The organism is Brevibacterium sp. ACRRH (assembly GCF_022346365.1).
Classification (GTDB): domain Bacteria; phylum Actinomycetota; class Actinomycetes; order Actinomycetales; family Brevibacteriaceae; genus Brevibacterium; species Brevibacterium paucivorans.
Genome location: NZ_JAKRMN010000001.1, coordinates 144,843 through 169,414 on the forward strand (window position 1 = coordinate 144,843; position 24,572 = coordinate 169,414).

At 53.9% G+C, this 24,572-nt stretch carries 26 protein-coding genes; 15 read left to right on the forward strand and 11 right to left on the reverse strand.

Annotated elements, in window-relative coordinates:
* Window positions 1-51 precede the first annotated feature (51 nt).
* From MHX53_RS00635 to purM, 3 genes are read left to right on the forward strand one after another with little or no spacing between them, the layout of a single operon-like run.
* A complete protein-coding gene (locus tag MHX53_RS00635; RefSeq protein WP_239270888.1) occupies window positions 52-462 on the forward strand; it encodes a hypothetical protein in 411 nt (136 codons plus the stop codon).
* Window positions 463-466: 4 nt separating this feature from the next.
* Window positions 467-1,930 carry an amidophosphoribosyltransferase gene (gene purF / locus MHX53_RS00640; RefSeq protein ID WP_239270889.1) on the forward strand — a complete coding sequence of 488 codons (1,464 nt, stop codon included), beginning with the start codon at window positions 467-469 and terminating at the stop codon, window positions 1,928-1,930.
* 13 nt (window positions 1,931-1,943) lie between these two features.
* A complete protein-coding gene (purM, locus tag MHX53_RS00645; protein ID WP_239270890.1) occupies window positions 1,944-3,032 on the forward strand; it encodes a phosphoribosylformylglycinamidine cyclo-ligase in 1,089 nt (362 codons plus the stop codon).
* Window positions 3,033-3,100: 68 nt separating this feature from the next.
* Here the strand turns inward: purM and MHX53_RS00650 are convergent, their stop codons facing one another.
* Window positions 3,101-3,331 (reverse strand): DUF3073 domain-containing protein, encoded by a 231-nt coding sequence (locus tag MHX53_RS00650; protein ID WP_102238962.1) that lies wholly within the window; start codon window positions 3,329-3,331, stop codon window positions 3,101-3,103.
* 198 nt (window positions 3,332-3,529) lie between these two features.
* Between MHX53_RS00650 and MHX53_RS00655 the strand changes: the two genes are divergently transcribed.
* Entirely contained in the window at window positions 3,530-4,345 is an 816-nt protein-coding gene (locus MHX53_RS00655; protein ID WP_239270891.1) for a hypothetical protein, read from the forward strand.
* 21 nt (window positions 4,346-4,366) lie between these two features.
* A complete protein-coding gene (locus tag MHX53_RS00660) occupies window positions 4,367-4,708 on the forward strand; it encodes a hypothetical protein (RefSeq protein ID WP_102238964.1) in 342 nt (113 codons plus the stop codon).
* A gap of 57 nt (window positions 4,709-4,765) precedes the next feature.
* Here the strand turns inward: MHX53_RS00660 and MHX53_RS00665 are convergent, their stop codons facing one another.
* The 10 genes from MHX53_RS00665 to cpaB form a co-directional block, all read right to left on the reverse strand.
* Window positions 4,766-5,431: a pilus assembly protein TadG-related protein gene (locus MHX53_RS00665; RefSeq protein ID WP_102238965.1), complete on the reverse strand. Its 666-nt coding sequence runs from the start codon at window positions 5,429-5,431 to the stop codon at window positions 4,766-4,768.
* A gap of 33 nt (window positions 5,432-5,464) precedes the next feature.
* Window positions 5,465-5,716: a hypothetical protein gene (locus MHX53_RS00670; protein WP_102238966.1), complete on the reverse strand. Its 252-nt coding sequence runs from the start codon at window positions 5,714-5,716 to the stop codon at window positions 5,465-5,467.
* 140 nt (window positions 5,717-5,856) lie between these two features.
* Complete coding sequence (locus MHX53_RS00675) at window positions 5,857-6,528, reverse strand: response regulator transcription factor (RefSeq protein ID WP_180965346.1); 672 nt, start codon at window positions 6,526-6,528, stop codon at window positions 5,857-5,859.
* Window positions 6,521-7,429 carry an ATP-binding protein gene (locus MHX53_RS00680; RefSeq protein WP_239270892.1) on the reverse strand — a complete coding sequence of 303 codons (909 nt, stop codon included), beginning with the start codon at window positions 7,427-7,429 and terminating at the stop codon, window positions 6,521-6,523. The genes MHX53_RS00675 and MHX53_RS00680 overlap by 8 nt, the downstream gene beginning before the upstream one ends.
* A 277-nt stretch (window positions 7,430-7,706) precedes the next feature.
* Window positions 7,707-8,615, reverse strand: coding sequence for a type II secretion system F family protein (locus tag MHX53_RS00685; RefSeq protein WP_102238969.1), 909 nt, complete (start codon window positions 8,613-8,615; stop codon window positions 7,707-7,709).
* Window positions 8,612-9,538, reverse strand: a complete 927-nt coding sequence (locus MHX53_RS00690) for a type II secretion system F family protein (RefSeq protein ID WP_102238970.1) — start codon at window positions 9,536-9,538, stop codon at window positions 8,612-8,614. The genes MHX53_RS00685 and MHX53_RS00690 overlap by 4 nt, the downstream gene beginning before the upstream one ends.
* The gene (locus MHX53_RS00695; RefSeq protein ID WP_102238971.1) at window positions 9,535-10,899 is read right to left on the reverse strand and encodes a CpaF family protein; all 1,365 of its coding nucleotides are present in this window, start codon (window positions 10,897-10,899) and stop codon (window positions 9,535-9,537) included. The genes MHX53_RS00690 and MHX53_RS00695 overlap by 4 nt, the downstream gene beginning before the upstream one ends.
* A gap of 3 nt (window positions 10,900-10,902) precedes the next feature.
* Window positions 10,903-11,295: a hypothetical protein gene (locus tag MHX53_RS00700; protein ID WP_102238972.1), complete on the reverse strand. Its 393-nt coding sequence runs from the start codon at window positions 11,293-11,295 to the stop codon at window positions 10,903-10,905.
* A gap of 1 nt (window position 11,296) precedes the next feature.
* Complete coding sequence (locus tag MHX53_RS00705) at window positions 11,297-12,850, reverse strand: AAA family ATPase (RefSeq protein WP_102238973.1); 1,554 nt, start codon at window positions 12,848-12,850, stop codon at window positions 11,297-11,299.
* A 1-nt stretch (window position 12,851) separates the two neighbouring features.
* Window positions 12,852-13,598, reverse strand: a complete 747-nt coding sequence (gene cpaB / locus MHX53_RS00710; RefSeq protein WP_239270893.1) for a Flp pilus assembly protein CpaB — start codon at window positions 13,596-13,598, stop codon at window positions 12,852-12,854.
* Between the two features lie 963 nt (window positions 13,599-14,561).
* Here cpaB and MHX53_RS00715 point away from each other — a divergent pair.
* The 10 genes from MHX53_RS00715 to MHX53_RS00760 all read left to right on the forward strand — a co-directional run bounded on the left by MHX53_RS00715 (window position 14,562) and on the right by MHX53_RS00760 (window position 24,499).
* The gene (locus tag MHX53_RS00715; protein ID WP_102238976.1) at window positions 14,562-16,391 is read left to right on the forward strand and encodes an OmpA family protein; all 1,830 of its coding nucleotides are present in this window, start codon (window positions 14,562-14,564) and stop codon (window positions 16,389-16,391) included.
* A 304-nt stretch (window positions 16,392-16,695) separates the two neighbouring features.
* Window positions 16,696-17,214: a hypothetical protein gene (locus MHX53_RS00720; protein WP_239270894.1), complete on the forward strand. Its 519-nt coding sequence runs from the start codon at window positions 16,696-16,698 to the stop codon at window positions 17,212-17,214.
* Between the two features lie 100 nt (window positions 17,215-17,314).
* Window positions 17,315-19,123, forward strand: coding sequence for an OmpA family protein (locus MHX53_RS00725; RefSeq protein ID WP_102238978.1), 1,809 nt, complete (start codon window positions 17,315-17,317; stop codon window positions 19,121-19,123).
* An 8-nt stretch (window positions 19,124-19,131) separates the two neighbouring features.
* Entirely contained in the window at window positions 19,132-19,488 is a 357-nt protein-coding gene (locus MHX53_RS00730; RefSeq protein ID WP_102238979.1) for a DUF192 domain-containing protein, read from the forward strand.
* Window positions 19,489-19,528: 40 nt separating this feature from the next.
* Window positions 19,529-20,761 carry a hypothetical protein gene (locus MHX53_RS00735; RefSeq protein ID WP_102238980.1) on the forward strand — a complete coding sequence of 411 codons (1,233 nt, stop codon included), beginning with the start codon at window positions 19,529-19,531 and terminating at the stop codon, window positions 20,759-20,761.
* Complete coding sequence (locus MHX53_RS00740; protein ID WP_102238981.1) at window positions 20,761-21,171, forward strand: hypothetical protein; 411 nt, start codon at window positions 20,761-20,763, stop codon at window positions 21,169-21,171. The genes MHX53_RS00735 and MHX53_RS00740 overlap by 1 nt, the downstream gene beginning before the upstream one ends.
* A complete protein-coding gene (locus MHX53_RS00745) occupies window positions 21,168-21,815 on the forward strand; it encodes an A24 family peptidase (RefSeq protein WP_102238982.1) in 648 nt (215 codons plus the stop codon). The genes MHX53_RS00740 and MHX53_RS00745 overlap by 4 nt, the downstream gene beginning before the upstream one ends.
* A gap of 88 nt (window positions 21,816-21,903) precedes the next feature.
* Window positions 21,904-22,425 carry a hypothetical protein gene (locus MHX53_RS00750; RefSeq protein ID WP_102238983.1) on the forward strand — a complete coding sequence of 174 codons (522 nt, stop codon included), beginning with the start codon at window positions 21,904-21,906 and terminating at the stop codon, window positions 22,423-22,425.
* 134 nt (window positions 22,426-22,559) lie between these two features.
* Window positions 22,560-24,083, forward strand: coding sequence for an aldehyde dehydrogenase family protein (locus MHX53_RS00755; RefSeq protein WP_102238984.1), 1,524 nt, complete (start codon window positions 22,560-22,562; stop codon window positions 24,081-24,083).
* Complete coding sequence (locus tag MHX53_RS00760; protein ID WP_239270895.1) at window positions 24,083-24,499, forward strand: DUF779 domain-containing protein; 417 nt, start codon at window positions 24,083-24,085, stop codon at window positions 24,497-24,499. Before MHX53_RS00755 ends, MHX53_RS00760 begins: the two co-directional genes overlap by 1 nt.
* Window positions 24,500-24,572: the final 73 nt, after the last annotated feature.

Below are 24,572 nucleotides of genomic sequence, written 5' to 3' on the forward strand. Positions count from 1 at the left end.
TGAGTTTTTCACTCCAGGTAGACTTGTGTGGTCATCTCAGTGAGGAAGTGAATGAAGGACACAGTAGACGTCACCGTTCGCCGTAGCCCCCGCTACTCGGTATTCGTAGCGCTTGGGGTCATCGTCGGTTTCATCATCGCCGGAATCCTGGCGTTCTTGCCCGTCGACACTAGTTCGCTCACGCAGGAATACTCGCGGGCCGCAGTGCTGGGAATCCTCATGGCGTTCTTGGGTATCGTAGGCGGATTCTTAGGCGCTTTCGTCGCCCTCATCATCGATCGCTCATCCGTCAAGAACGCAAAAACCTACACCGTGAATGCCAAGTACGAAAAGGTCGCCGAAGCAAAGGGCACCTCGGCCGAACAGGACGCCCCTAACGCACCTGAAACCGAAGCCGGCACGACAGACGGAGTCTCTGACACCTCGGGCGCCAAACCTGACACCCCACCTGTGGAACAATAGTCACGTGGCACGCGCAGATGGACTCCTCACAGATCAGATAGACCCGTCCGAAAAAGCCCAAGACGAATGTGGCGTCTTTGGAGTGTTCGCACCCGGTGAAGAAGTCGCCAAACTTGTGTACTTTGGCCTCTACGCCTTGCAACACCGCGGGCAAGAATCCGCCGGCATCGCGGCAAGCAACGGATCGCAAATTCTGGTGTACCGCGACATGGGTTTGGTGTCCCAGGTATTCAGCGAAAGCGACTTAGAAACCCTGCCCGGGCACCTGGCAGTGGGGCACACCCGCTACTCGACAACCGGTTCATCCACGTGGGCGAACGCGCAACCAACGCTGGGACCAACCCCGTTTGGAACCGTGGCGCTGGCACACAACGGAAACCTCACCAACTTTGCCGAGCTGGAAGCCATGGCCGACGAGCGTCGCCACATGCACCAAGAAACCGTGCGCGAAGCAACCCGCAAAGAAAAACGCACGCGCCAGTTCCGCGACTCCTCGAACGACACCTCGCTGGTAACCGAACTCCTCGCATCGACTGAAGGTGAGAACCTCACCGACGCGGCTCTTGAACTCTTTCCTCAACTGACCGGGGCGTTCAGCCTGGTGTTCATGGAAGAAGACCGGCTGTACGCGGCCCGCGACCCGTGGGGAGTGCGGCCACTGTCCTTGGGTCGTCTTGAACACGGTTGGGTCGTCGCTTCGGAAACCGCGGCACTGGACATTGTGGGTGCGTCGTTTGTACGCGATGTCGAACCCGGTGAGCTCATCGTCATCGACGAAGAAGGCTTACGGTCGCACCGTTTCGCAGAACCAACACCCGCCCGTTGCGTGTTTGAGCACGTGTACCTGTCACGTCCCGACAGCGTGTTGGACGGTAAAACCGTTCACGCAGCACGCACCGAGATGGGGCGCGAGCTTGCCCGCGAATACCCGGTTGATGCCGATCTGGTGATCGCTACTCCAGAATCTGGGACTCCTGCAGCAGTGGGGTACGCCGAAGAATCCGGAATCCCGTATGGCCAGGGTCTTATGAAGAACGCGTACGTGGGTCGTACGTTCATCCAGCCCACCCAGACCATTCGACAGTTGGGTATCCGACTCAAACTCAACCCGTTGCGCGAAAACATCGAAGGCAAGCGTCTGGTGGTTGTGGACGATTCGATTGTGCGTGGGAACACCCAACGCGCCCTGGTGCGCATGTTGCGCGAAGCCGGGGCCAAAGAGATCCACATCCGGATTTCATCTCCGCCGGTCAAATGGCCGTGTTTCTACGGCATCGACTTCGCGTCACGAGCCGAACTCATTGCAAACGGGCTCAACACCGACGAAATTTGCCAGTCCCTGGGTGCCGACTCACTGGGGTACATCAGCCTGGACGGCATGATCAAAGCCACTCAGCAGGACCCAGCTGAATTGTGTACCGCGTGTTTCTCTGGCACCTACCCAATCCCGCTCCCAGACAACACATAAAAGGAGTGCTGACATGACTCAGAAGCAGACCACCTACGCAACAGCCGGTGTCGACGTCGAAGCCGGCGACCGGGCCGTTGAACTCATGAAATCAGCGGTTGCCGCAACGCACAACGAGCACGTGTTTGGTCAAGTGGGTGGCTTTGCTGGCATGTTTGACGTCAGCTTCCTCAAAGACTACACGCGTCCCCTGTTGGCCACGTCCACCGACGGCGTGGGCACCAAGGTTGCGATTGCGCAAGCCTTGGACATTCACCACACGATTGGCTATGACCTGGTGGGTATGGTCGTTGATGACATCGTGGTGTCCGGTGCAAAGCCTCTGTTTATGACTGACTACATCGCGTGCGGAAAAGTCATTCCCGAACGCATTGCCGGGATCGTGCGCGGTATTGCCGAAGCCTGCAAAGAAGCGGACGTTGCTCTGGTGGGTGGCGAAACCGCTGAGCACCCAGGCCTCTTGGGTCCAGATGAGTACGATGTGGCAGGTGCTGCCACCGGTGCTATTGAAGCAGATGACCTGTTGGGTGCCCACAAGGTTTCGGCAGGCGATGTCATTATTGGTCTGCCATCGTCTGGCATCCACTCCAACGGATATTCGCTGGTGCGACGCATCATCGCAGATGCCGGTTGGGATCTGAACCGTGATGTTGCCGACTTTGGCCGTACTCTGGGCGAAGAGCTTCTGGAGCCGACCAAGGTGTACACCGGTGAGCTCTTGAGCTTGTACGAACGCGTGCCCGGTGCGGTCCACTCGGTGTCCCACGTGACTGGGGGAGGGCTGTCTGCAAACGTTGCGCGTGTTCTGCCGGCCGGAACAGTGGCGGTCATGAAGCGTGACAGCTGGGACATTCCTGCCGTGTTTAATGTGCTGGGTGATGTGGGGAACGTGCCGCGTGCTGACCGTGAACGCACGTGGAACTTGGGTGTTGGCATGGTTCTGGTGGTGGATAGCTCCCGTGCCGCCGAGGTCGTTGCCGCCTACCCGGGAGCATGGCACCTGGGTGAGGTGCTCACCGACGCTGGTGAGTACCGTGACAACCCCGACTACGTGCAGGGGGCTAAAGGAGTAGACGGCGGAGCGGCCGTTCTCATTGACTGAGATTGTTGCCTATAAACGTGTGAGGGCCCAGCCGTTTTGGCTGGGCCCTCATACGTGATGCGTCATGTTTAACGCCGGTCGTTGAACTCGGAATCTTCCTCTTCTTCGTCGTAGTACGCGTACTTGTCTGCGTACTCGGCGTAATCCGGGTCCTCGTCGTACTCGTCGTAGTCGTTGTCTGAGCTTACAGATCCTCCACCGAGTTCACGCTGGAGTGCGTTCAAGTCAGTTTCCGGACTGTAGTATTTGAGCTTCCGGGCTACCTTGATCTGTTTTGCCTTTGCGCGGCCGCGACCCACAGACGTCGACCCCCTTATCTTTGTGTTCCAGGGCTTTGAGGTGGCTATACCCTGGCAGATCTCTTGTTAGTATTCGACAAAAGTCTAGCGTCAAGCAACGATAAAGGCCATTTGGCAAAGAGCATTCCGAGGAAAAACTGAGACACGGCAACGTGGCCCTCGATGTGCAAAAACACGACTTGTCGATAGCATGCACGTATGCCCTATCAGCGTGACTACCTTATTCATTTGCGCGTGTTTGAACCCGTTGAAGTCTACTCACACGCGCATCGCGGAGCCGTTCCTCACAGGGCAGGTTTAGAAGAGCTGGTCTGCGCTGATGCAGATCGCCGGCTGATCTCTATGCCACCCGATCCCGTGCCTTCCAGATTTCGAGACGCCCCGCTGTTTCTCACTGGAGAGGAAACAGGGGACAACCGTGACCGGGTGTGCCCAGTGCAGGACGACGTCCGTGGGTGGCAGTCGCTCGACATTCTTACTGAAACAACACCTCGGGATGAACTCGATGTGTTGGTGCCAAAGGTGGCGCGGAGGCGGGCGCATGCCCGCCGTGTCGACTGGATGAACTCCGAGGTGGACGACCGGGTCTATACCCGCACCTCGGCGTGGGAAGTGCCACCGATTTGGTGGCTGGCCGTGGACCCGGACACCGACACGGTCGTTGAAGAAGACCAACCTGACGGCGCCGTGCGGGTGAGGATCCGTACGGAACTGTTGACCGCCTCGGCGAGGACGGAATGGGCGCTGGACATTCTGCGCAACAAGTCCCAGGCGGAGTTCTTTACCGAATCAGTGTCTGACTTCCTGGAATGGCTGGACAGCTTTGACATGGGATCCATTCTGGAGCTGGACCTGGGCGGAATGAGTGACGTGCAGTGGCCGGAAACTGGGGCGCAACTGGTGCTTGACTGGCTGGACGCGCTGGATTCTGACGACATGGAGTCGGCGAGGATCGCGTTCGATACGTTCACCGACGAATGGGAACGGCGTACCCTGTACGCGCACAGTAGTTAGGGCACGGGTAGAATCAGAGGCGTGAAATCCCCTCAAATTCCTCCAAAACCCGTTGCCCCACCCAAACCTCAAAAGCCACCAGTGGCCAAGAGTAGCGACGCAGGCGGGTCTGCTGATGCGCAGACGACCCAGAAGACTGGGGGTGCTCAGGGTTCTGAAAACCCGTGGCTGAACCCGCAGCCTAGTCGAACGCCTGAGGGTGGTGGCACTGGTAAGACGTCGAAGCGTGTAGGTGCGAAGCGGCGACGTACTAAGCGCAAGAAGAAGCGCGAACGGAAGCCGGTAAATGTGCCCAAAATGGGGTGGTACCTGTTTGCCATCACTATGCTGGGCGCTGTGTTTGTAACCCTTGCTGTTGGGTAGACACAAAAACAAGTGCGGGACGGCTTGAACCGTCCCACACTTGGCGCGTTTCGATGATTACTTTTCTAGTCGGACTTCAAAAAGACGTCGCCATTCGTCCATACGCGAATCGATGTCATTCATCGCAGTCAATGCTGTAAAATAATTGACTCGTGCTGAATGGCCATTTCCAGTGCAAACCATCGACCAGGAAATAACAATTCCTGTCTTTGGGTCGCGCTTAATATTAGTCGAATGGCAGTGTACAGTGTCAGTTTTGATTTTTGCTACCGCATCACCGGGTGCACTTATTTTCTGACGAGCCTTCGAGCCAACAGGGGAGTGAACCTCCTTTTGGTTCGACTGGACATCCGCGAAAAAACGGTTTCCCTTCGCCTTGTAGCGCGAAAGTTGCGATTCGTTCTTGTTCGCAAACTGGTATGCGCCGTGCCGTCCGAATTCGCCCAAAGGAGCGAGCACAATGAGTGGGTTTGCAGGAATCGCAGGACCAACTTTGGGTGGAGGCGGAGTGTGCGCTAACGCAAATGCCGGAATGAACTTTTCACGAACGTCACGGGCCGCTGCCAGGGAGGCGGCGTCGGCTGCTTTTTGCGCCCGTCCTCGAGAGTCGTTAGCTTCTCCAAAAATGAAGACCCCGACTGCGGTAGCAATGATTGCTATGGACAACAGGATGACGGCCAGTGATACCTGACCGTCATCCCGTCTAAACCTTGAGTGAAGCATAGGCCTGATCTCTAGCTTCCGTGGTTCAGTTTATTATTCTCCTGGGGTGTATTTTTCGTTACCCTGGAAGATACCCTTGATGACGTTTTCAAGGCCGTTCTTGATCTGATCGGTACCCGTGTGGTTGAAGAAGTAGATGATACCAGCGATAACGATTGCTGCGATAACGGCGATACCGATGTATTCGATGGAGCCCTGACCAGCTTCGCGACGTTCCTGAAGTTCTGCGAAGAATGCGCGAGCATTAACGTCTACCTTGTGGGCCATGAGTTCAAGCTTGTTCATGATTAACCTTTCGAGATGTGTCCGGGTTGAGGGTGTGCCTGACGTTCTGTCTGACGTGTTTAACTATTCCGTGTTTGAGGCCGTGTTGCGAGGGCACAGAGGCCTAATCCTGGGCCCAAAAAACAATTGGGTCTTGGGGACTAGGTTCTTTTGAGCCACATGCTGACGGCCTCGGCCCTGGAGGATACGTTCATTTTGCTGAAGATTCTGTTGATGTGGTTCTTCACGGTCTTCTCGCTTAAAAAGAAGGCGTCCGCAATTTGGCGATTGTTCATTCCATCAGCAACTAAGCTCATGACTTCGACTTCGCGTTTGCTTAAGCCAAAGTTGTCATTAGCTTGAGGGGTGACCGAGGTTTCGGAATGGGAGGGCGCTGATTGACTCGAATTGTGTTCACCGTGCTGAGGCAGGAGGGCACTCGAGGCTGAGGGAGACACAATCATTGCTCCGGCCATGACGGAACGAAGTGTGTGCTGAAGGTGCTCCGTTTCTAGCTCATCATAGATGACGTAGCCGCTTGCGCCACCGGCCATTGCAGCCGTGACGTTCTCAGCGTCTTCGCTGTGAGTCAGCATGAGAACCTTACACACTTGAGAAATCTCACGCGCAGCTTCAATACCGTTCATGACAGGCATGCGTACATCAAGCAGACACAGGTCTGGTTTTTGAGCATTGGCGACTTCAACTGCCAGGGCACCGTTCTCTACCGACGCGATGATTTCGACAAAGTCGACTGTGCTCAATAGATGCTCGAGTCCCATCCGCACAATACTGTTGTCGTCAGCGATCAGTAAACGAATTTGATCATTCATATGCGCCCCTTCCCTTCCCGGGAACATGGACCGTTACGGTCGTGCCCCTATTCACAATGGAGGAGACTGTGAGAGTTCCTCCCATTTCTTCTGCGCGTTCGCGCATGCTGGCAAGGCCGATATGACCGCTAGCGCCCGAACGGTGTCGAAACCCGCACCCGTAATCAGTGACGCGCGCGATAACATCCTCATTAGCAGTGTGAACTGCCACATCTATCCTGTCCGTTCCAGAATGTACTGCAGCATTTGTTACTGCTTCCTCAAGAATCTTCCGCACGTTAAAGTGGTGTTCCGGTGACACACCGTCGCCCTCAAATGTGAGTGTCACAGGAACGTTGTGAACAACTTCTAGCTCGTTCATTGACTTCTTGAGAACAGTTTCGAAGTCGCCAGTGTTCCCCTGTCTTAGCGAGCTCAGGATCGTTCGAGATTCGTCGATCGCTGTTGTGGCCGCTTGCTCAATGAGTTCCGCTGTTCTTAGGGCTGATTCGGGCTTTTGTTTGATCGATGCGCTGAGAAGGTTAATCCCGACAAGAGACTTGACGGTTGAATCATGAAGTTCGCGCGCGATTCGTGAACGCTCCTCACCGAGTGCACCTTCTCGCGCGTTTTGAGAAGCGAGTGTGATCGCGGTATCGACGCGACCTTGCAGTGCGTTCAGCCGGCCACCTAAATGCACAAGCACTACAAGGACTAAAGATGAAGCAATCATTTCAACCACTGAAGTGAGCGGATCCGAACGGTTGTTGCGTGATTGGAGAATCAGGGGCACCAAAACGAAAGCCCCCAGCAAAATGAACGTCAGTAACATTCGATTTTTACCTGCATACAGGAGGCCAATGAGAACCGCGGTCGCACCCAAATAGAGGAAATAGGGCGAGGACCCACGTGATGAGCCCATGACTAATACAGACAACAGGATATCGAGGGAAGGTACTAGTGGGTGCCGTGATACAAACCCCTGAATCTGTTCCCAGTACCTGAGAGCAACAAGTGATTCGGTGGCCAACAAGACTAGAACGCCTGGTTCGAGTACACTAATGCCATTATTTGCCCATGAGGCGATGACTGGATAAACGAACAGCATCCGCATGATGATGACGGTCTTTGCGAGGGGTGCTACTACGCTCTTGTTTGACGTCGCGGACTTGTTTCTAGAGCGCTTGGCCCACACATCTTTAGTTGCCGGCATTTCCAAGATCGATCTGGTCAAGGTCGGCGACGAAGAACATGCTGACGAGGATAAGTACCATTGTTCCAGGTACCATGATCATGGTCACGACCGCAGCGATTTTTGGAGAAGCTTTTGCTGCTGTTTGTCGAGCTTTTTGAGCTGTTGTCTGGCGCATATCGAGCGAAATCGTTTCCAATGTCTCGGCAAGTGGTGCACCGAGTTCTTCAGCTTGAAGCAACGAAGTGACAAAAGATTCGAGAGGTTCAGATGTTGTGCGCTTGCGGAGTGCATCGAATGCCTCATAAACAGTCTCACCCATATCGAGCTGGTGTAGTACAGTTCGCATTTCTTGCGCTAATGGGCCGTCGGTGCGCTCGGTAACTTTCGAAAGTGCTGAACGGAAAGAAAGCCCTGCCGTAACAGTGATGGCCAAAGTATCTAAGAAATCAGGGAGCTGATCGTCGATCTGTTCTTGTCTTTTCTTAGCGGCCGAATACAGCTGAAGGTCGGGTAAGACTAGTCCCATCAAGAAGAGTAGAAGGAAGAAAAACGGCATCTTAAGGAAGATTAATAGTGCCACACCACCCAGTGTGCACAAAAGCAAGACAGAACCCTTGAAAGCGAGGAAAGTCGCGTAACTACTGTATTGGTTTCGCCCTTCATAAGTAATTTGGCTCTCAACCCAGCCACGATAGTTCCCACCGAATAGGCGTCCAAGCGAGGGGCCAATTCGTTCACCGGCCTTTGTCACAAAGCCACTGCGCCGTTTACGTAGTCGGGATTCAGCTTTGATGAGCGCGCGGTCTTCAGCTGTGAGTACATCGAGAGGATCGGCGCGCAAGCTTTTTACACCTACAAACATCAGCACAATGACTGATACAGCTAAGAGTCCAAACAGGAGTGCGACGATCATAGCTTGATTCTCACCAGCCTCTGGATCGCGAAAATGCCGATCGCATAGAGTACTCCTGATACTACGAGTGCGACCTGACCAATAAACGTCGACGTAAGATCGTACAGAAGTCCGTCAGTCATTGAAGAGAGCAGAAGCACGAACCCTACACCGAAGGCGGCCACAAGATAACCGGTGTAGCTCGACTGGGATACGAGTGTTTTAACTTCTCGCTTCGTTTCCTTGCGAAATTCTAGCGTGTCGCTCATTCCTCTTAGAGAGGAGATCAATGAACCTCCTGAGCGTTGCGCAATGACTAATGTGCTCACCAATACGTCCAGGTCGCGACCAGGGATGCGCGCTGACATCCGTTCAAGGGCAAGGTCTAAGGGCGTACCGATTTCAAGTTCACGCTTGAGAGCTTCAAATTCTCGTCCGGCTGGGTCCGGTAATTCAGACGCGGCGACACCAAGTGCGGTCTGAATGGACAGGCCCGCGCCGGTAGAGTTGGCCATAATACGAGCAAATTCTGGAAGCTGCTGAATGAACTTCTCACGCTGGCGTTCTTTGAGAGTTTCAACGAGCCGCCAGGAAAAAAATAGAACTAAAGCGCCAAGCGCGAACGCATAGAATATAGCGATGAATTGGCTGGTGAACACAATTGCGAGGATGCATAGGGCCGTTGTGATCGCGAGGTATTCAACCGAATAAATGTTTCGTAAATTCGCTTGAACCAGGGCAGTTGACAGGTACCTTCCAAGCCGTGTCTTTTGGAAAGCTCGGTCGACCGGACGGACGTACTCTTGCCTAAACGGTATATTGCCCCGGCCACGCTCTGTTCTTACCAAGTCAGACTGTTCTGCTGTCCCCATGGCGAACACGACAGTACCAATGGTGGCGAGAGCGAGAACAACAAGTGTCCCTAATAGAATGCCCAGAATCATGCGTTGGCCTTAACGCACATTGCATCCGGGTGGATCTGGAATCGATCAGAAAGCCCGTGACCACTAATCCACAGCCTGTCGGCAATATTTGGCGGAATCTGACGCATGATGTGGTTACCTCGCACAACGCGATCCGCTGTAAGTGGCTCTGCTTCGAACTTCATAAGCGTGGTGAGTTCGAACTCTTCGCGACTTTCGGATGTCACCGCGGCGACTTCTGTCATGCGTCGGGAGCCGTCAGCGCCACGGCCCAACTGCACAATCAAATCGACAGCACTATTGATTTGGTCTTTAAGTGCCTCAAACGGAATTCGTACCTCACTCATGCTCGCCAGCGTTTCCAAACGTGATACCGCATCCAACGGGTTGTTTGCGTGAACGGTCACCAAAGATCCATCGTGACCGGTGTTCATCGCTTGAAGCATGTCGAGGGTTTCACCACCGCGGACCTCACCAACAATAATGCGGTCGGGGCGCATGCGAAGAGAGTTCTTAACCAAGTCACGGATCGTGACCTGACCCTTGCCTTCAACGTTTGGCGGGCGTGATTCAAGGCGAATAACGTGTGGCTGCTGGAGCTGCAGTTCCGCCGAGTCCTCAATGGTCACAATTCGGTCGCCGTCTGGAATCATGCCGGATAGCGCGTTGAGCATGGTGGTTTTACCTGTACCCGTACCACCCGAAACGACGATATTGAAACGTGCCTTCACGCATGCCATAAGAAACTCGCGAGTGAACTCGTCAAAGCTCCCTTTTGCTTGTAAGTCCTCCAGCGAAAATGGCTTTGGAAATCGTCGAATGGTGAGTGTTGGGCCATCCATGGCGAGAGGAGGAACGATCACGTTCACACGTTCGCCGGTGAGAAGGCGCGCGTCTACCATCGGGGACGATTCGTCAACACGACGGTTAACTTCGGCGACGATTCGGTCAATAACCTGCATCAGCTGCTCATTGTTGGCAAACTGGAGATCGAGCTTTTCCAGACGTCCAGCACGTTCGACGAAGATGGTTTTAGGGCCGTTGACCATGATTTCCGTAACGGACTCATCGGCCAATAGGGGTTCAAGAATGCCGAGGCCAAGCGCTTCATCAACTACGCGCTGAACCAGCTTTGATCGGTCTTTTGAAGAAAGAACCGGGCCCTGTTGCGAGAGGATATGACTGAGGATTCGTTCCAGCCGTACCCTACGCTGAGACCGCTCTAGTTTCGAAAGCTCTTCAAGATCAACTTCTTCAAGCAACAGACGGCGGTACGTCTGGACCTGATCGTTGAAGGACTGACTCTTGCGTGATTCTGGCGATGCGTCGGCTTCATTTCCACGCAACAATCGCTGTTGCTCAGCTCGTTTGAGGAGGGACATTCTCTAGTTTGCTTCCGTCATAGGTTGAGTGTTCGAGCGTGATACCCGCAGCTGAGGTGCCCAGTCGGGAGCATCTTTGAAATTGAAAATCGGCATTCCAAGAGACACCTCACACTTGATCTCACCCTCAGGGTTGCGAGAACCACTACATGAGGTATTCACACCGGTTTTTCTGAGGCCGGGGGATACAGCTTGGTAAGCGGCGTGTTTCCCAGCGCCGGCCTGTATTACCTCGGCCCGTGCGGCGTTGCGGGCAGCAATGTTCGCTTGTGAGACTGAGAACATAGCCAGCATGGCCTGGAACGCGAGTGCTACTAAGAACAGGTAAATAGCAAATGTACCAACGAATTCGAGAGTAATGGAGCCCTTGTCGCGAGACTTCTTAAACAGTTTCATGTTACTTCTCACTCACAATTCCAGCGCTTGTATTGATGGTGTACTGAAAAATCTTTGCTTGTGGAACTACCGTGGGTGATTTAATGGATACTTTTACTTCGGTGGGAGTTGTGACGACGTGCATGTTCTTGCGCCAGGTAACTGGCGTGTGCTCATTGGCGGCAGCGGTTGCCGAATGTCCTACGGAAGCTGCTCGAGCTCCTTCATTGGCGGCTCCTGATGCGTAGATCCAGGTCATGCCCAACATGACGGCTTGAAATCCAAGAACAGCGATAAAGCAAAAGAAGATTGTTACTCCCAGGAACTCAATAGCGCTAGATCCTTTTTCTGCTTTTCTTCTTTTTCGTGACCTAGGTGAACGTTTAACCTTCGACTTTTCGGGCATACTGAGTGATGTTTGGCGCGCAATACCCATTTCAACTCCCAATCGCATGATGCGGGCTGACCAAGCTGGTGTTACTTGCGATGGGTCGCGCTGGTTCATCGCAAGTTCGATCGATCGAATGGACTCTGGAATATATTCAGGGACAATCGGCATGCCAACAATCTTTTTTGAAGACTCAGGTTGCAGGTCTTGTTTCTTGTCCACCTTATTGAGGATGACTTTTGAGTTTTCGGTGGGTCTGATTCCAAGTCGTTTCCACAGCTGGCCTAATCGTCTGGCGCCACGAAGACTGAGGACGTCGCTTGTTGCCACGATATAGGCTTCATCCGCCATTTCGATTGCTACGGAGTTTGCCTCACCAATTGTCGATCCGGTATCTACGATCACCATATCGAAGCGGGACCTCAGCATTCCCATTATTCGTTTGGCGATTGGTTCGGTGATTAACTCCGAGTCCTCGCCATTTATTGGCCCGAATAGTACAGAGAAGCCCGCAGCTGACTTGAAAAGCACCTCATCGAGTTGCCGTGGGTTAAGTTCGTCGACTACAGCCAGCAAATCGGTGATTGTCCGGTACTGCGGAGTGTTCAAGACGATTGATAGATCCGGTTTTTGAACATCCAAATCAACTAACACGATCGACATATCGGGTGCTGATTTTTGAGCTTCAATTGCGAGGTGTGTGGCAATCGTGGTTGTACCAACCCCACCTTTTGATCCGCTAATTGTGACCATCTTTCCTTGGTTGCCCGTGGAGGAGTCTACTGATGAACGGTTACCTACTACAGAACGAACGGTGGCGACCCAAGAAAGGGCCGATTTAACTTTTTGGCTAACGTCTTCGTACTGAAGGGGGTAGGAAACGATGCTCCGCACATTGGATTCCATGGCACTTGAGTAATCCTCAGGCTGTGGCGAATTGATCACGGCGATCGTTGCCAGGGCGGGGTAGCGTGCCGAAATCTCACGTGTCAAATCCCAGACGTTCATCGGCTCAACTACTTGGTCGACGACGATCAAGTCGACATCAGCATTCACCGTCGGGAGCGCAGCCAAAAGGGCCGACGACGACGAGTACTGACGGTAAACATCGAGTCCAGTGTCAATGATGGAGGAGCGAATCTCGGAACCTCGAGTTTCGTCTGCACTGATGAGAATTGCTGATTTCACTTTACTTGTCCTTGCCCGAAGAAAGCGTTTCTTGAAGATCGCGGTCGTCGAACGAACGGTCTTCGTCTCGAACTTTCGTGTCGGTCTCGTTATTACCGATCCGCATGAGTCGCATGCTGATAGCAAAGGACTCAGCATATGACAAACGCCCGGCCTCCTCGACGGTGACGGCAAATGTTACTGGTACAGATCCAGCTTGTGCACCTGTTTCATCGGCGGCTCCAACCACTGCGTTCGGGTCAACGGGCTGTCCAACCGAAACGACGTGGGCGTTGCGCACGATTGTGCCAGAAATGTTGTAAGGAATATCTGCGCGCTTGTACGCCGTCTCACCTTGGTCATTTTCTCGTTGTTTGGCAAAAGAGGCGACTACATCTACAACATCACCGGGTGCTACTCGTCCGCTTACACCTGCTGTTGCATCAAAGCTGACAGAGATTTCACGCTGCCCGTCTGCGATCGAGGAAGTCGGTTCAATCAGATCGGTTTGGATGAAGGAACCGGCTGAGATGCTGGTCGCAGCCTTCTGTCCCGATACTTGTTCGGCGCTAGTGACCATCTGAGGGGTAATGTAGCGGTTTGGTACCCGTTGGGTTTCAAGCTTGTCTTGCTCAATTGGTTCAAACGCCTTTATGTCCTCTTTGGCTACAAACACTTCTGTGCTTGGCCCAACCTGTGAGTTCACGTTCTGCACGTACGCAATGACACCAATAAACACCAGGACTGCTAGCAGTGTTGCGGCAATCAAAAAGATTAGTCCACGTCGTTGTTTTGGGTTCATGCTTGATCTCCGTTAGGGGTGAATGAGCTACATACTGGGCAAACTGGCGGTACAAAGTCTTCATTGCACCACCTACAACGTTCGGAAGTGCGTTCAATGGGGCCTGTGAGGGTATCCAAATTTGCAGGAGCGAAACACCACTGAAGTTCTGGTGAGTTTCCCCAGTACTCAGTGTCTGCGAGTGAGCGATAAATGACCGTAGATGGTTGTGCGACGTCAATCAGATCGCTCAGAAACTGTTGACTTGACTCGGGGGGATCTTCTTGTATAACCAAAACTTGTGGCTCATCAAACGCGAATATGTCATTATCGACCTGCATCTTCGCCGCAGACACGACCGGTCCGTGCGCCTCAGCAATGAACTTAGTAGATGGCCACCAACCCATAAAGTGCTGAATCAAACTTGGGGTTGCAGCCTGTAGTTTTGACACCGACTTCAAAAGAGCTTGGCAACGAATGTGTTCCTCTAGGTCATGTGCTAAGGCGAACAGCTGAGCGCTCGACAAGGAGGTTTTGAGGGAGTCGAGTATTTCGACGAGAGTGGAAAGTCCTAGCGGAGATAGTCGTGAAACGTGGATGAGGACTTCGTTTGCCAACGTAGATGCACGCGCGTGGCTGATAACGCGAATTGAATCTAGCGAATGTTTTTTGTCGACAACAAAGATCGCGCGACCGTCGTTGCTTACGCGCTGGAGCGCAAAATCGATCTCTGCGTTCCCGGCGAAAACACGGGACGTCTTTGGGGATTGAATCATGTGTTCAGTTCTTCGAAGGGGAGTGCAAGGGGGATGTTGCTATCAACGACAATAATAATTATTCGTGTAGGTGTCTAGGTGGGGATGGTTATCATTCTGAGAGTTCACTCAACGTACACCTACCGGGTGAACCGTGGGTCCGCCCCTTCCCACCAGCACCTATAGTATGGGAAGCATGACTTCATCCCCCCACTTTCCCCATTTCTTTACATCCCTTGTTCGCAAGATTGCGGTGTCGGCTTTTGCGCTCTTTCTGTGCGTGGTCTTAGCCGCCTGTAATCCGGTCGCGCCTAAAGGCGGTTCAGGTGGCAATGATGGCAAAAGTAGCCAGAAACCGCCCACACCCGAGGTGGTAGAAAGCGATGGCTTTTGGCGTCCAAATACATTCCCGGACCCTGTGGCGGAAACGGTTGTGACGCGTCCCGGTGAAGACGGTGAAGCTTTAGCGAAACTGCAAGTGCTCTCGGTGGACACCGATGGCACGTCGGCTCGTATGTTTGCGACTTGGTTGCCACCTGTTGATCGGCCGTATCTCGATCCGCGCGAACTACAGAATGCCTTGGGGTCACCAGGAACCATCCCATGGACCCGCTTAGTGGACTTTGAAACCGGTGAATTATTAGAGCCATACGAAACTAAAACGGGAACTGGTGTGGAGCACCCCACTGGTCATCCTCAGGTAGAGGCAGGGGAGGTGAAAACTGACTCATCGCGCGAGACGTACTGTGTATGTTCGGACGGACCACCATCAGATGTGGACACCAGCAATGCCCCTGAAAACGTGAGGGTTTTCTATGCTGATTTTCCGGCGCCAGAATCTACTTCTGTGGGTATGAGTTTCGGAGACAATGCCGCATTCTTTGAAGATATTCCGGTTACTCAGGGTGAGAAGTTTTCGATTCCTGAGTTAGCTGAGCTCAAACTCAAGTCGACATTCCAGGAACAGCTACATGACATCTACGGACAAGGTGCAATCAAGGAACGTCGAATTCCCCTGGATATCAATACGGAATCCGTGACAGAAGCCTCGGTGTCCGATCGAGGTGAAACCTCGGCGCTGAACGTGAGTTCAGACGTGTTGTTTGAGTTCGACTCGGACAAACTCAACAAGGACGCGGAAAAAGCGATTGACTCTGTTGTTGAAGAGCTGAAGAAATCAGCGAAAGGCCAGAAGGTTGTAGTCGAAGGTCACACTGATGACGAAGGCGATGAAGGCTACAACCAGGGCTTATCCGAGCGTCGTGCAAAATCGGTCAAAAAGGCAGTTGAGCCCAAGCTTTCTGGGGTGGGTATCCAGCTTGAAACAAAGGGTTTTGGCGAAACGAAACCGCTTGTGCCGAACCGTGATGGTAGCGGAAACTCCATTAAGAAGAATCAGGCAAAGAACCGTCGGGTTTCGTTTAACTACAAGCCTCAGGCCCAGATCGATGCAAACGTTGACACAGGAAAAAAAGTCAAAGACCTTCCTGAAATGAAGGCAGGGCATGTGACTACGGGACTGGTTGCCGGGATCTTGCCAGCACGTAAAGGTGGCAAAGCGCCCGATCTTAATTTCGAGATACTTTCACTTGATGAGTACAAAGAATTTCTCAAGCTAAAGGTGGCAGTAAGCACAACGACCGGAGATAGTGTGGAGTCTGCTTTTGCGGAAGTGATCGCCAAGCCCGAAACAATGCAGTTTGGTCCCAACGCGGCAACTGGTGTGGCGCACATACCCACCCTTGCAAACGTTCAAATCTGGGATAAAAAAACTAACCTCATGGCCACGACGGTGACCGCCGGTGAACCTCACTGCATTTGCTCGCAGGCTTTGTCGACGAAAGGCTCCGTAGATGCTCCTGGCGAGCCGATCGAGATGTACGCCTACTTACCCAAGAAGGGTATTGAATCGGACTCCCTTACTCTTCGGGTAGCCGATACGGCTCAGATCACGTTCGATCGAAACACGTCAGCGCCACGGTCAACGCCGGGAACGTCGAATCACGCGACGGCAAAGCCCTCGTGATGAGAATGGCATTGTTCTAAACGCTCAGATTTAACGATGTGTACACGTATAGTTTGCGCATTTCACGCCATTTTCTCCCCTCTTCAGGCAATCGTTGACAGTGCAGTTGGGGCAGCCATAGTTGTTGTCCTCTTCCGCAGTTACTGGTTCGGATCGGCGGAAAGCGAACTTGCGTAACAGAAGGGCTTCATGGATGCCCGCATGGCGCTCGCGAAAACGATAGTAAAGTACACATGATCTAATCCCCCTCAGTCCCCTCAATGAAAGGCATACGATGAAACGGCTTTTTGGCTTTAGTGCTTTCGTGTCAACGCTCCTTCTTGTCTCGGCGTGCGGTTTTGGTGGAGACAATGGCCAGCGTGAGGATGACGATAGTTCTAATCGTGCTGGTGGGTCCACGATTACGTTTGAACTCCCAGATGGGGTGAGTGAGGTGACTGACTATGAACCGACCGATGGTTGGACGAAGTCGTTCACGGACAACCCGTCTGACCCTACGGTTGTTATTCGCGTGAGCGACGATCTTGGCCGTACTGCGGAAGCTGACTCGACACTGGGCGTTATCCAAACTGAAGCGATGTTTGGTGGACCGTATGGTGAAGACTTTTCTTCTGAAAAGGTGTCAAAGCTTGAGGTCAAGAACGCCGATGTTGGGGTAGAAGCCTCCTTTACAACCACGCAGGAGGAAGCGACAGTCAATGGTACGTGGATGTTTGTGTCGAATCGTAAGTCTGAGAAGGTTGCAGGCGTCGAAATTATTGGCACGAGCGTAGCACCGGCAATGATTGATGGTATTCGTGATTCTCTCGAATACACGCCCTGACTTTGTGAAACGCGGTAAGGGTGGACTAGGCACAGATTTAACTTTGTTGACATGTGCGGTTTGCGCACTCGTCGCAACTTCGTCGCTATAGTTTGCCTGTATGAAACCCCTCAAAGTCCCCTCTTTGTATCGTCCCCGCCTGAATGTTCTAGCCACAGTGATCCTTGCCACTGTGGTTCTTTCTGGTTGCATCCCTGGCATAGGGAGAAATGGTGACGGTGGCGGTGGTGGTCAGCAACCTCCCTCTCCCGAGGTGGTGGAGAGTGATGGTTTTTGGCGTCCGAATACTTTGGGTGAGCCTCTGGCTAAGAAGGTGATTGAGCGTCCTACTGATGATGGTCCTGCTAAGGCCCGGCTTGAAGTGGTGTCGCTGGACTCGGACGGTAAATCGGTACGCATGGTTGCGGCTTGGCTACCCCCAGTAGACGGAAAACACCTTAAAGGGTCTGAGTTGCAGACCGCATATGGAAACGGGTTAGAGATGCCACATATTCGACTCGCGGACTTTGGCGATGAGAAATTGCTTATTCCGTACGAAACTAGTGACGACTTGTTTTCAGATGAATTTAAACATGATCCAAACCCTAAAGAAGGGGGAGACGATGAGTTTCAAAAATATTCGGCAAAATGCGCGTGTTCAAACATTCCCTCGGTCACCGAAGATGTAACCCAGAAACCCGAAGAAATCTCGCTGTTTTATGCAGATTTTCCAGCTCCAAAGACTGAATCAGTTGGCATCTCATTTGGCGACAATGCGACATTTCTGGACAACGTGCCCGTGAGTCACGGAAAGCACTTCAAAGTCCCTGAACTAGCGAAAGTGAACTTCCGCTGGTTCAACCAACAAGACCTATCTAACCCATATGGTGGGGGAGCGATTCTTGAGCAGCGACTTCCCATGAGTCTCGTCACTGAGTCAGTTACCGACACTTCGGTGTCTGACCGCGGTGACTCGTCGGCTTTGAACGTGAGTGCCGATGTTTTGTTTGATTTTGACTCAGACAAAGTTAAAGACTCCGACTCGAAACTGATCGACGGTATCGCTGATGAGCTGAAAAAATCAGCGGCGGGGCAGAAGGTGACCATTGAAGGTCACACTGATGATGAAGGCGATGAAAAATACAATGTCGACCTGTCGAACCGTCGAGCTGAATCAGTCAAGAAAGTTCTAGAACCAAAGGTGGGTGGTTCGGGAATAACCTTTGAGACGAAGGGCTTTGGAGAATCGCAACCGATTCTTCCTAACCGTACTGCCGGCGGTGACGCTATTAAGAAAAACCAGGCGAAGAACCGAAGGGTGTCGTTCAGTTATAAGCCCCAAGGCGACATCGATCCGAATGTAGAGACGGGTAAGAAGATCTCTGACTTGGAAAAGATGAAGCCGGGAGATTCCACTGATGCTCTAGCCAGCGGTATCGTTCCAACGCCCAAAGGGAGCAACACTCCAGAAATGCAACTGGATATTAAAGAAATCCAGGAGCATGGCGAATTCTTGAAAGTGACGTTTGCCGTCAAAACTGCATCTGGTCAAGACATTGACAACGCGTTTTCGCATGTCTCTTCTGATGAAAAAGTCGTTCCGTTTGGTTTGAACCTAGTGAATCTCCGTCGTGATACGCCATCGTTTGCCCACACTCAACTTTGGGACAAATCAAACAACCTTTTAGCCCGATCTGTCACGGCCGGATCATTTGACTGCTTGTGCTCGCAGTCAGTCCGTCCTACAGATGAAAGCAAAGCTCGTGGCGAAGCTGTAGAAATGTACGCGTACTTCCCTAAAAAGGGCATCACGTCTGACACGCTCACTTTACGTGTAGGCGATAAGTCTCAAATGGAGTTTAACCGCACCCAGTCCGCGGGAACTCCCAGCTCCTCAACACCTCGGCCGTCAACTACCGCACAAGGCTAGAAACACGTATGAAAAATCTGAATAAAAAAGCTCGCGAAGTTTGCCTCACAACTCCCCACGGCACTGACTTCAGGGTCAAACTCGCTGGGACCGCACTCCGTCGTCTGCGCGGCTTGTTCTTCAGCGACGCCCCAGCGCTCATGATCGTCCCGTGTAGCTCCGTCCACTCGATCGGGTTCAACCGCCCACTCGAAGTGGCGTATATCGACAAGGACGGTCAGGTGCTGACAGTGAAAGACCTCAAACCGTGGAACATGCACATGCCCGTTCGCAACGCTCACGCTGTTCTAGAAGCTAACCCCGGGCTTTTGGGCCAGTGGGGCATCGACCAGGGTGCTCGTATTATCCTGGCAGAAGAAACATAGCCCCCCGTACCCCAAAATCCCCACATAAAGTGCGAAAGCCATGAAACTGAAACTGCCCACAACGCGCCAACGGAATCGCAAAGCCAAAGCGCGTGACCCGCGTCGCCTACGCAAACAACGAACCATCATGTTGTCGATTCTCGCGGGCCTTGCAATTATCGCCACACCCGTAGCCCGCCCTTTGGGATACTCGCTGGCTGACGGCCTTTGTTCCGGCGAAGGATGCTCGACCAGCGTGGGAAAAATGCCACAGTGCTCAGGTGTGGGACGCGACAAAGCCATCTCATCGAGCCTCACATCGTTCGCCACCACCGCACCGGCAAAGCACCCCATGCACCTGGCCGGTGTGGTCAGCGGGGCCGTGAAAATCGCCACCCCCGCCCAACACGGGGGAGTGGACATTTACTCGTTCTCTGACCAAGAACAAGCCAAACGATTCGTGTACGACGAATCCGCCTCGCTGCCCCGCGCAATCGACGCCGGGGTTGGCCCCACCACGGACGGGACCTATAAAGGCTTCACCAAACTCATGGCCAAAATTGGTCTCGTTTCAAAAGAGTCAGCCGAACCATGGGCAGAAGGCACCAGGTTTGCCGCCGGCGAAAACTCCGAAGGAATCATCAGCCGAAACGTGCGAGACCAGCACACCACCCAAACTTTAGTCACTGAGCTCCCCACCGATGACACCCCGTCGTTGAACCGCTTAGCGGCCACTTTGGGTATCACCGGTGCTTTACGAACGGACGTGCGGAAAGCCCCCGACGGCTCGCCGTATTCGCTCACCTTTTCCGGCCCCGCCTCAGAGGCGTGGAACCTGAGCGTCATCAAAGCCTCAGAATTCAAACGAGCCACGGTTGATACCGAGGTGAAAACCGACGGTGACGGTTTTGTCGTCCGGTCCTACACATTGGATCTCAAACAAACCACGAACCGGGAGGCCTATCAAGATCTGGTGGATCAAAAAATCGTTCAAGGCGCAAAAGTCGACACCTTAAAAACCGGCCTGTTCGACAAAGACGTGGCGGAAGGCAAGGCCGACCGCAACCCGTACCTGGCAATGCGCGAACGCGCCCGCGACACTGGCGTGGTCACAGAAACCACCTTTGCCACCTCGGCGGACCTGGACGTAGAAACCCTGTCCGAAACGTTCACCAAGCACGCCCTCATGCAGGAATCCACGGCCGGTCTGGAAGCCCGCGAAGTCAACGCCGCTGACCTGGCCCTCCCACACGCCCAGTTCGAACCGTTCGTCAGCTGTGAAAAGGAATCCTGATGTTTTACGCAAAAGGATTCTACGCATCCCTGCTCATGAACGCGGCGGTGAGCGTTATCGCGTTCGTCGCGGCCGTGATCCTCGGCCCCATGTTCGCGCTCAACCTGGGAACAGGATTCACACGCCTGCTGTTCGTCGCACTGGTGTTGCTGTTGCGTTTTGCTCTCACCAAAATGACAGCTGAACGCATGTGGGAACTCGACGCGCCGCTGCGCCGTATCCTCTTCAACCTGGTGCCCGCCGGCATGCTGGGTGCGGTCGTACCGCTCATCCCGTTTGCCCTGGTGGCCACGCTGTCCAGTGACTCACTCGCGATCGTTGAACTACTCATCGACGCTATTTTCGTGGGGGCCGTCATCACGGCCGCCTCCATGATCAGCAAACCCAAGAAAGAGACGGTGACACCGTGAGCGCGCCGCAGAACGACCTCGGGCATGAAGACCTACCCCAGAACCCCGCCGAGGTGGAACCCACCGACCGTGGTTACCGACTGTTAGAGACGTGGAACCCGCCGAGGTGGGTGCTAGTGACGCTGTTCGGTGCCGGTGGCGTACTGGCCGTTGTCACCCTGGTTGCGTACGGATGGAACCACCCGAGTGCTTATGTTGCAGCCGTGTTTGTGGCGGTTGCGCCGATCCTGACTGCGATTGATTTTGCTGAACGTAGGTTGCCCGACGTGGTGACGCTACCGGCGGCGGGCGCGAGTGTAGTCGCGCTAATCGCGGGTGCGTTGCTGTCTGGTGACTGGGGGCCAGCTCTGCGCGGTGGCGCTGGGATGCTCATCCTGTTCGCCGCGTTCTTCGTTATGTTCATCATTGCTGGTGGAGCTTTCGGATTTGGTGATGTGAAGCTCGGCTTGTCGATGGGTGCAGTGTTGGGAACCTACAGTTGGTTCGCGCTGTTACTGGGCCCGTTTATTGGCATGCTCTTAGGCTTTGCGGTGGGAGTCGTGCTTATGATCATGCGCAAGGCAACAATGAAAACCGCGATCGCACTTGGGCCATACCTCATCATCGGAACGCTGGTGATCATTGTGCTGGGGGCATTAAGCTGACGAAAGTCAGTTCGTGCGAGGTGTCATCGCAAGATCCCCGCAAGAAGGACCCCTGTTAGAAGGACCTTTGTTAAAAGGAGCGCCGTCAATGTTTGATTCACACTTCTTTCCACCGGGCGGACCTCCATATGGGTTCTTCTTTGTCATGCTGGCAATACTGGCAGTTGGCTTTCTGGGAATGTTCATGATCACCCGAATGCGCAAGGGCACAAAGAGAGTGTTCCGCACTGGTGGTCTCCCCGGCCGCATCACCGGGGCAACCGTGACAGCTAAGCGTGTTGCCACCTCGGACACCATGGGGAAAGAACCCTACCTTGCCCTCCATATTGAGTACTTCGAGGACGGGCGGACGCACTCAATTACACAACCACCGGCATACAACCTGACGATGGTAGACAAAGTGCGCAAGCAGTTTGTTGATCACGGTCGCTACAATCTGGGCCACAATCCCAAAAACGGTGTAGCGCCCCTCAAAATCTCTGACCCAACGCAAAAAGACCGGGCTGAAAAGACGATCGCGAATGGCGGATCGTATGAGTTCACGCTCGAACACCCCATTCCCATCTCCGTGTTTAAACACGGCAACGACGTGGATTGGCAAGTGGCGTAGAACGATCACACGTGGACCGCTCACGCCACACCCCAGCCCACATAAACTTAACGATTGATCAGTCATTGGTCTCCCTTTAGAGTGCGTACAAGCCCCTAGAAACGGAGGCGGAAGCACACTCAACGAGGAGTATCATGACCGTTTACACTCAGCCAGGAACCGATGGAGCGAAAGTCGAATTCCGCTCTCGCTATGACAACTACATTGGTGGCGAATGGGTCGCCCCCAAATCTGGAAAATACTTCGAAAACGTCACTCCCGTCACCGGAAAAGTCTTTTGCGAAGCCGCCCAATCAAACGCCGACGACGTTGAGCTCGCCCTCGACGCAGCTCACAAAGCAGCGCCCGCGTGGGGCAAAACCAGCCCGGCAGAACGCGCGGCAATCTTGCATGCAATGGCCGACCGCATCGACGAGAACCTCGAGAAGATCGCCGTTGCTGAAACCTGGGACAACGGCAAGCCAATCCGCGAAACCCTCGCCGCCGACATCCCTCTGGCCGCTGACCACCTGCGTTACTTCGCCTCGGCGATCCGCACGCAAGAAGGCCACCTATCCCAGCTCGACGAAGACACCGTCGCCTACCACTTCCACGAACCCTTGGGCGTTGTAGGCCAGATCATCCCGTGGAACTTCCCGATCCTCATGGCCATCTGGAAACTCGCCCCAGCGTTGGCCGCCGGCAACGCAGTTGTGCTCAAGCCAGCTGAGCAAACTCCGGCCTCCATCATGGTGCTCATGGAAATCGTGGGCGACCTTCTGCCACCCGGCGTGGTCAACGTGGTCAACGGATTCGGCGTCGAATGCGGTAAGCCACTGGCCTCCAACCCGCGCATCGCCAAGGTCGCGTTCACTGGTGAAACCACCACGGGGCGCCTCATCATGCAGTACGCCTCCCAAAACCTCATCCCTATCACTCTGGAGCTGGGTGGCAAGAGCCCCAACATCTTCTTCGAAGACGTGGCCCAGCACAAAGACGACTTCTACAACAAGGCAGTTGAAGGTCTTGCCATGTTCGGGCTCAACCAGGGCGAAGTCTGCACGTGCCCGTCGCGCGCCCTGGTGCAGGAGAGCATTTTCGACGAATTCGTGGAAGCCGGTATCGAGCGCGTCAAGAAGTTCGTGCAAGGCAACCCACTCGACACGAACACCATGGTGGGTGCGCAAGCGTCCAACGACCAACTTGAGAAGATCCTGTCGTATCTGGCTATTGGTAAGGAAGAAGGGGCCGAGGTGCTAGTGGGTGGCGAACAAGCTCACCTTGACGGCGATCTGGCCGGTGGCTTCTACGTTCAACCCACCGTGTTCCGTGGAACCAACGCCATGCGCATCTTCCAAGAGGAGATCTTTGGTCCCGTCCTCGCACTGACTTCGTTCAAGGACTACGCCCAGGCGATGTCGATTGCGAATGACACGCTGTACGGGCTCGGGGCCGGTGTGTGGAGCCGTGACACGAACACTGCCTACCGAGCTGGTCGTGAAATTCAAGCTGGGCGTGTGTGGGTAAACAACTATCACACGTATCCGGCGCACGCCGCGTTCGGCGGGTACAAGAACTCGGGCATCGGACGTGAGAACCACCTCATGATGCTCAGCCACTACCAGCAGACCAAGAACATGCTGGTGAGCTACTCCGAACAGCCCACTGGTCTGTTCTAATGAGTGACATGCAAGCGGGGGCGCCGGTACTAGAGGCGCCGGCGCCTCCGGGTGAAGGTCACTCCAGGGTGGCGCTCACCCAGGAAGCGGTGGACCTGCTCGTTGAACTGGTGGGCGTTCACGGGCCACTGATGTTTCACCAGTCCGGCGGATGTTGTGACGGTTCGGCTCCCATGTGCTACCCGGCAGGGGAGTTCATTACCGGGACCAGCGATGTGCTGTTGGGTGTTTTCATCTTGCCTGGTGTTGCGGATTCTGTGGCGCAATGCGAATTCTGGATGTCTAAAGCGCAGTTCGAGTACTGGAAGCACACTCACATCACCGTGGACGTGGTGACAGGACGCGGTTCTGGTTTTTCAGTTGAGTCGCCTACTGGAAAGCGCTTCCTCATTCGTTCTCGGCTCATGGAGTGGTAGGTATCTGAGGTGTGATGTAGAACAAGTCGGCTTGCAGATTGATAGTACTTCAGATTTCGTATTACCGCAGGTG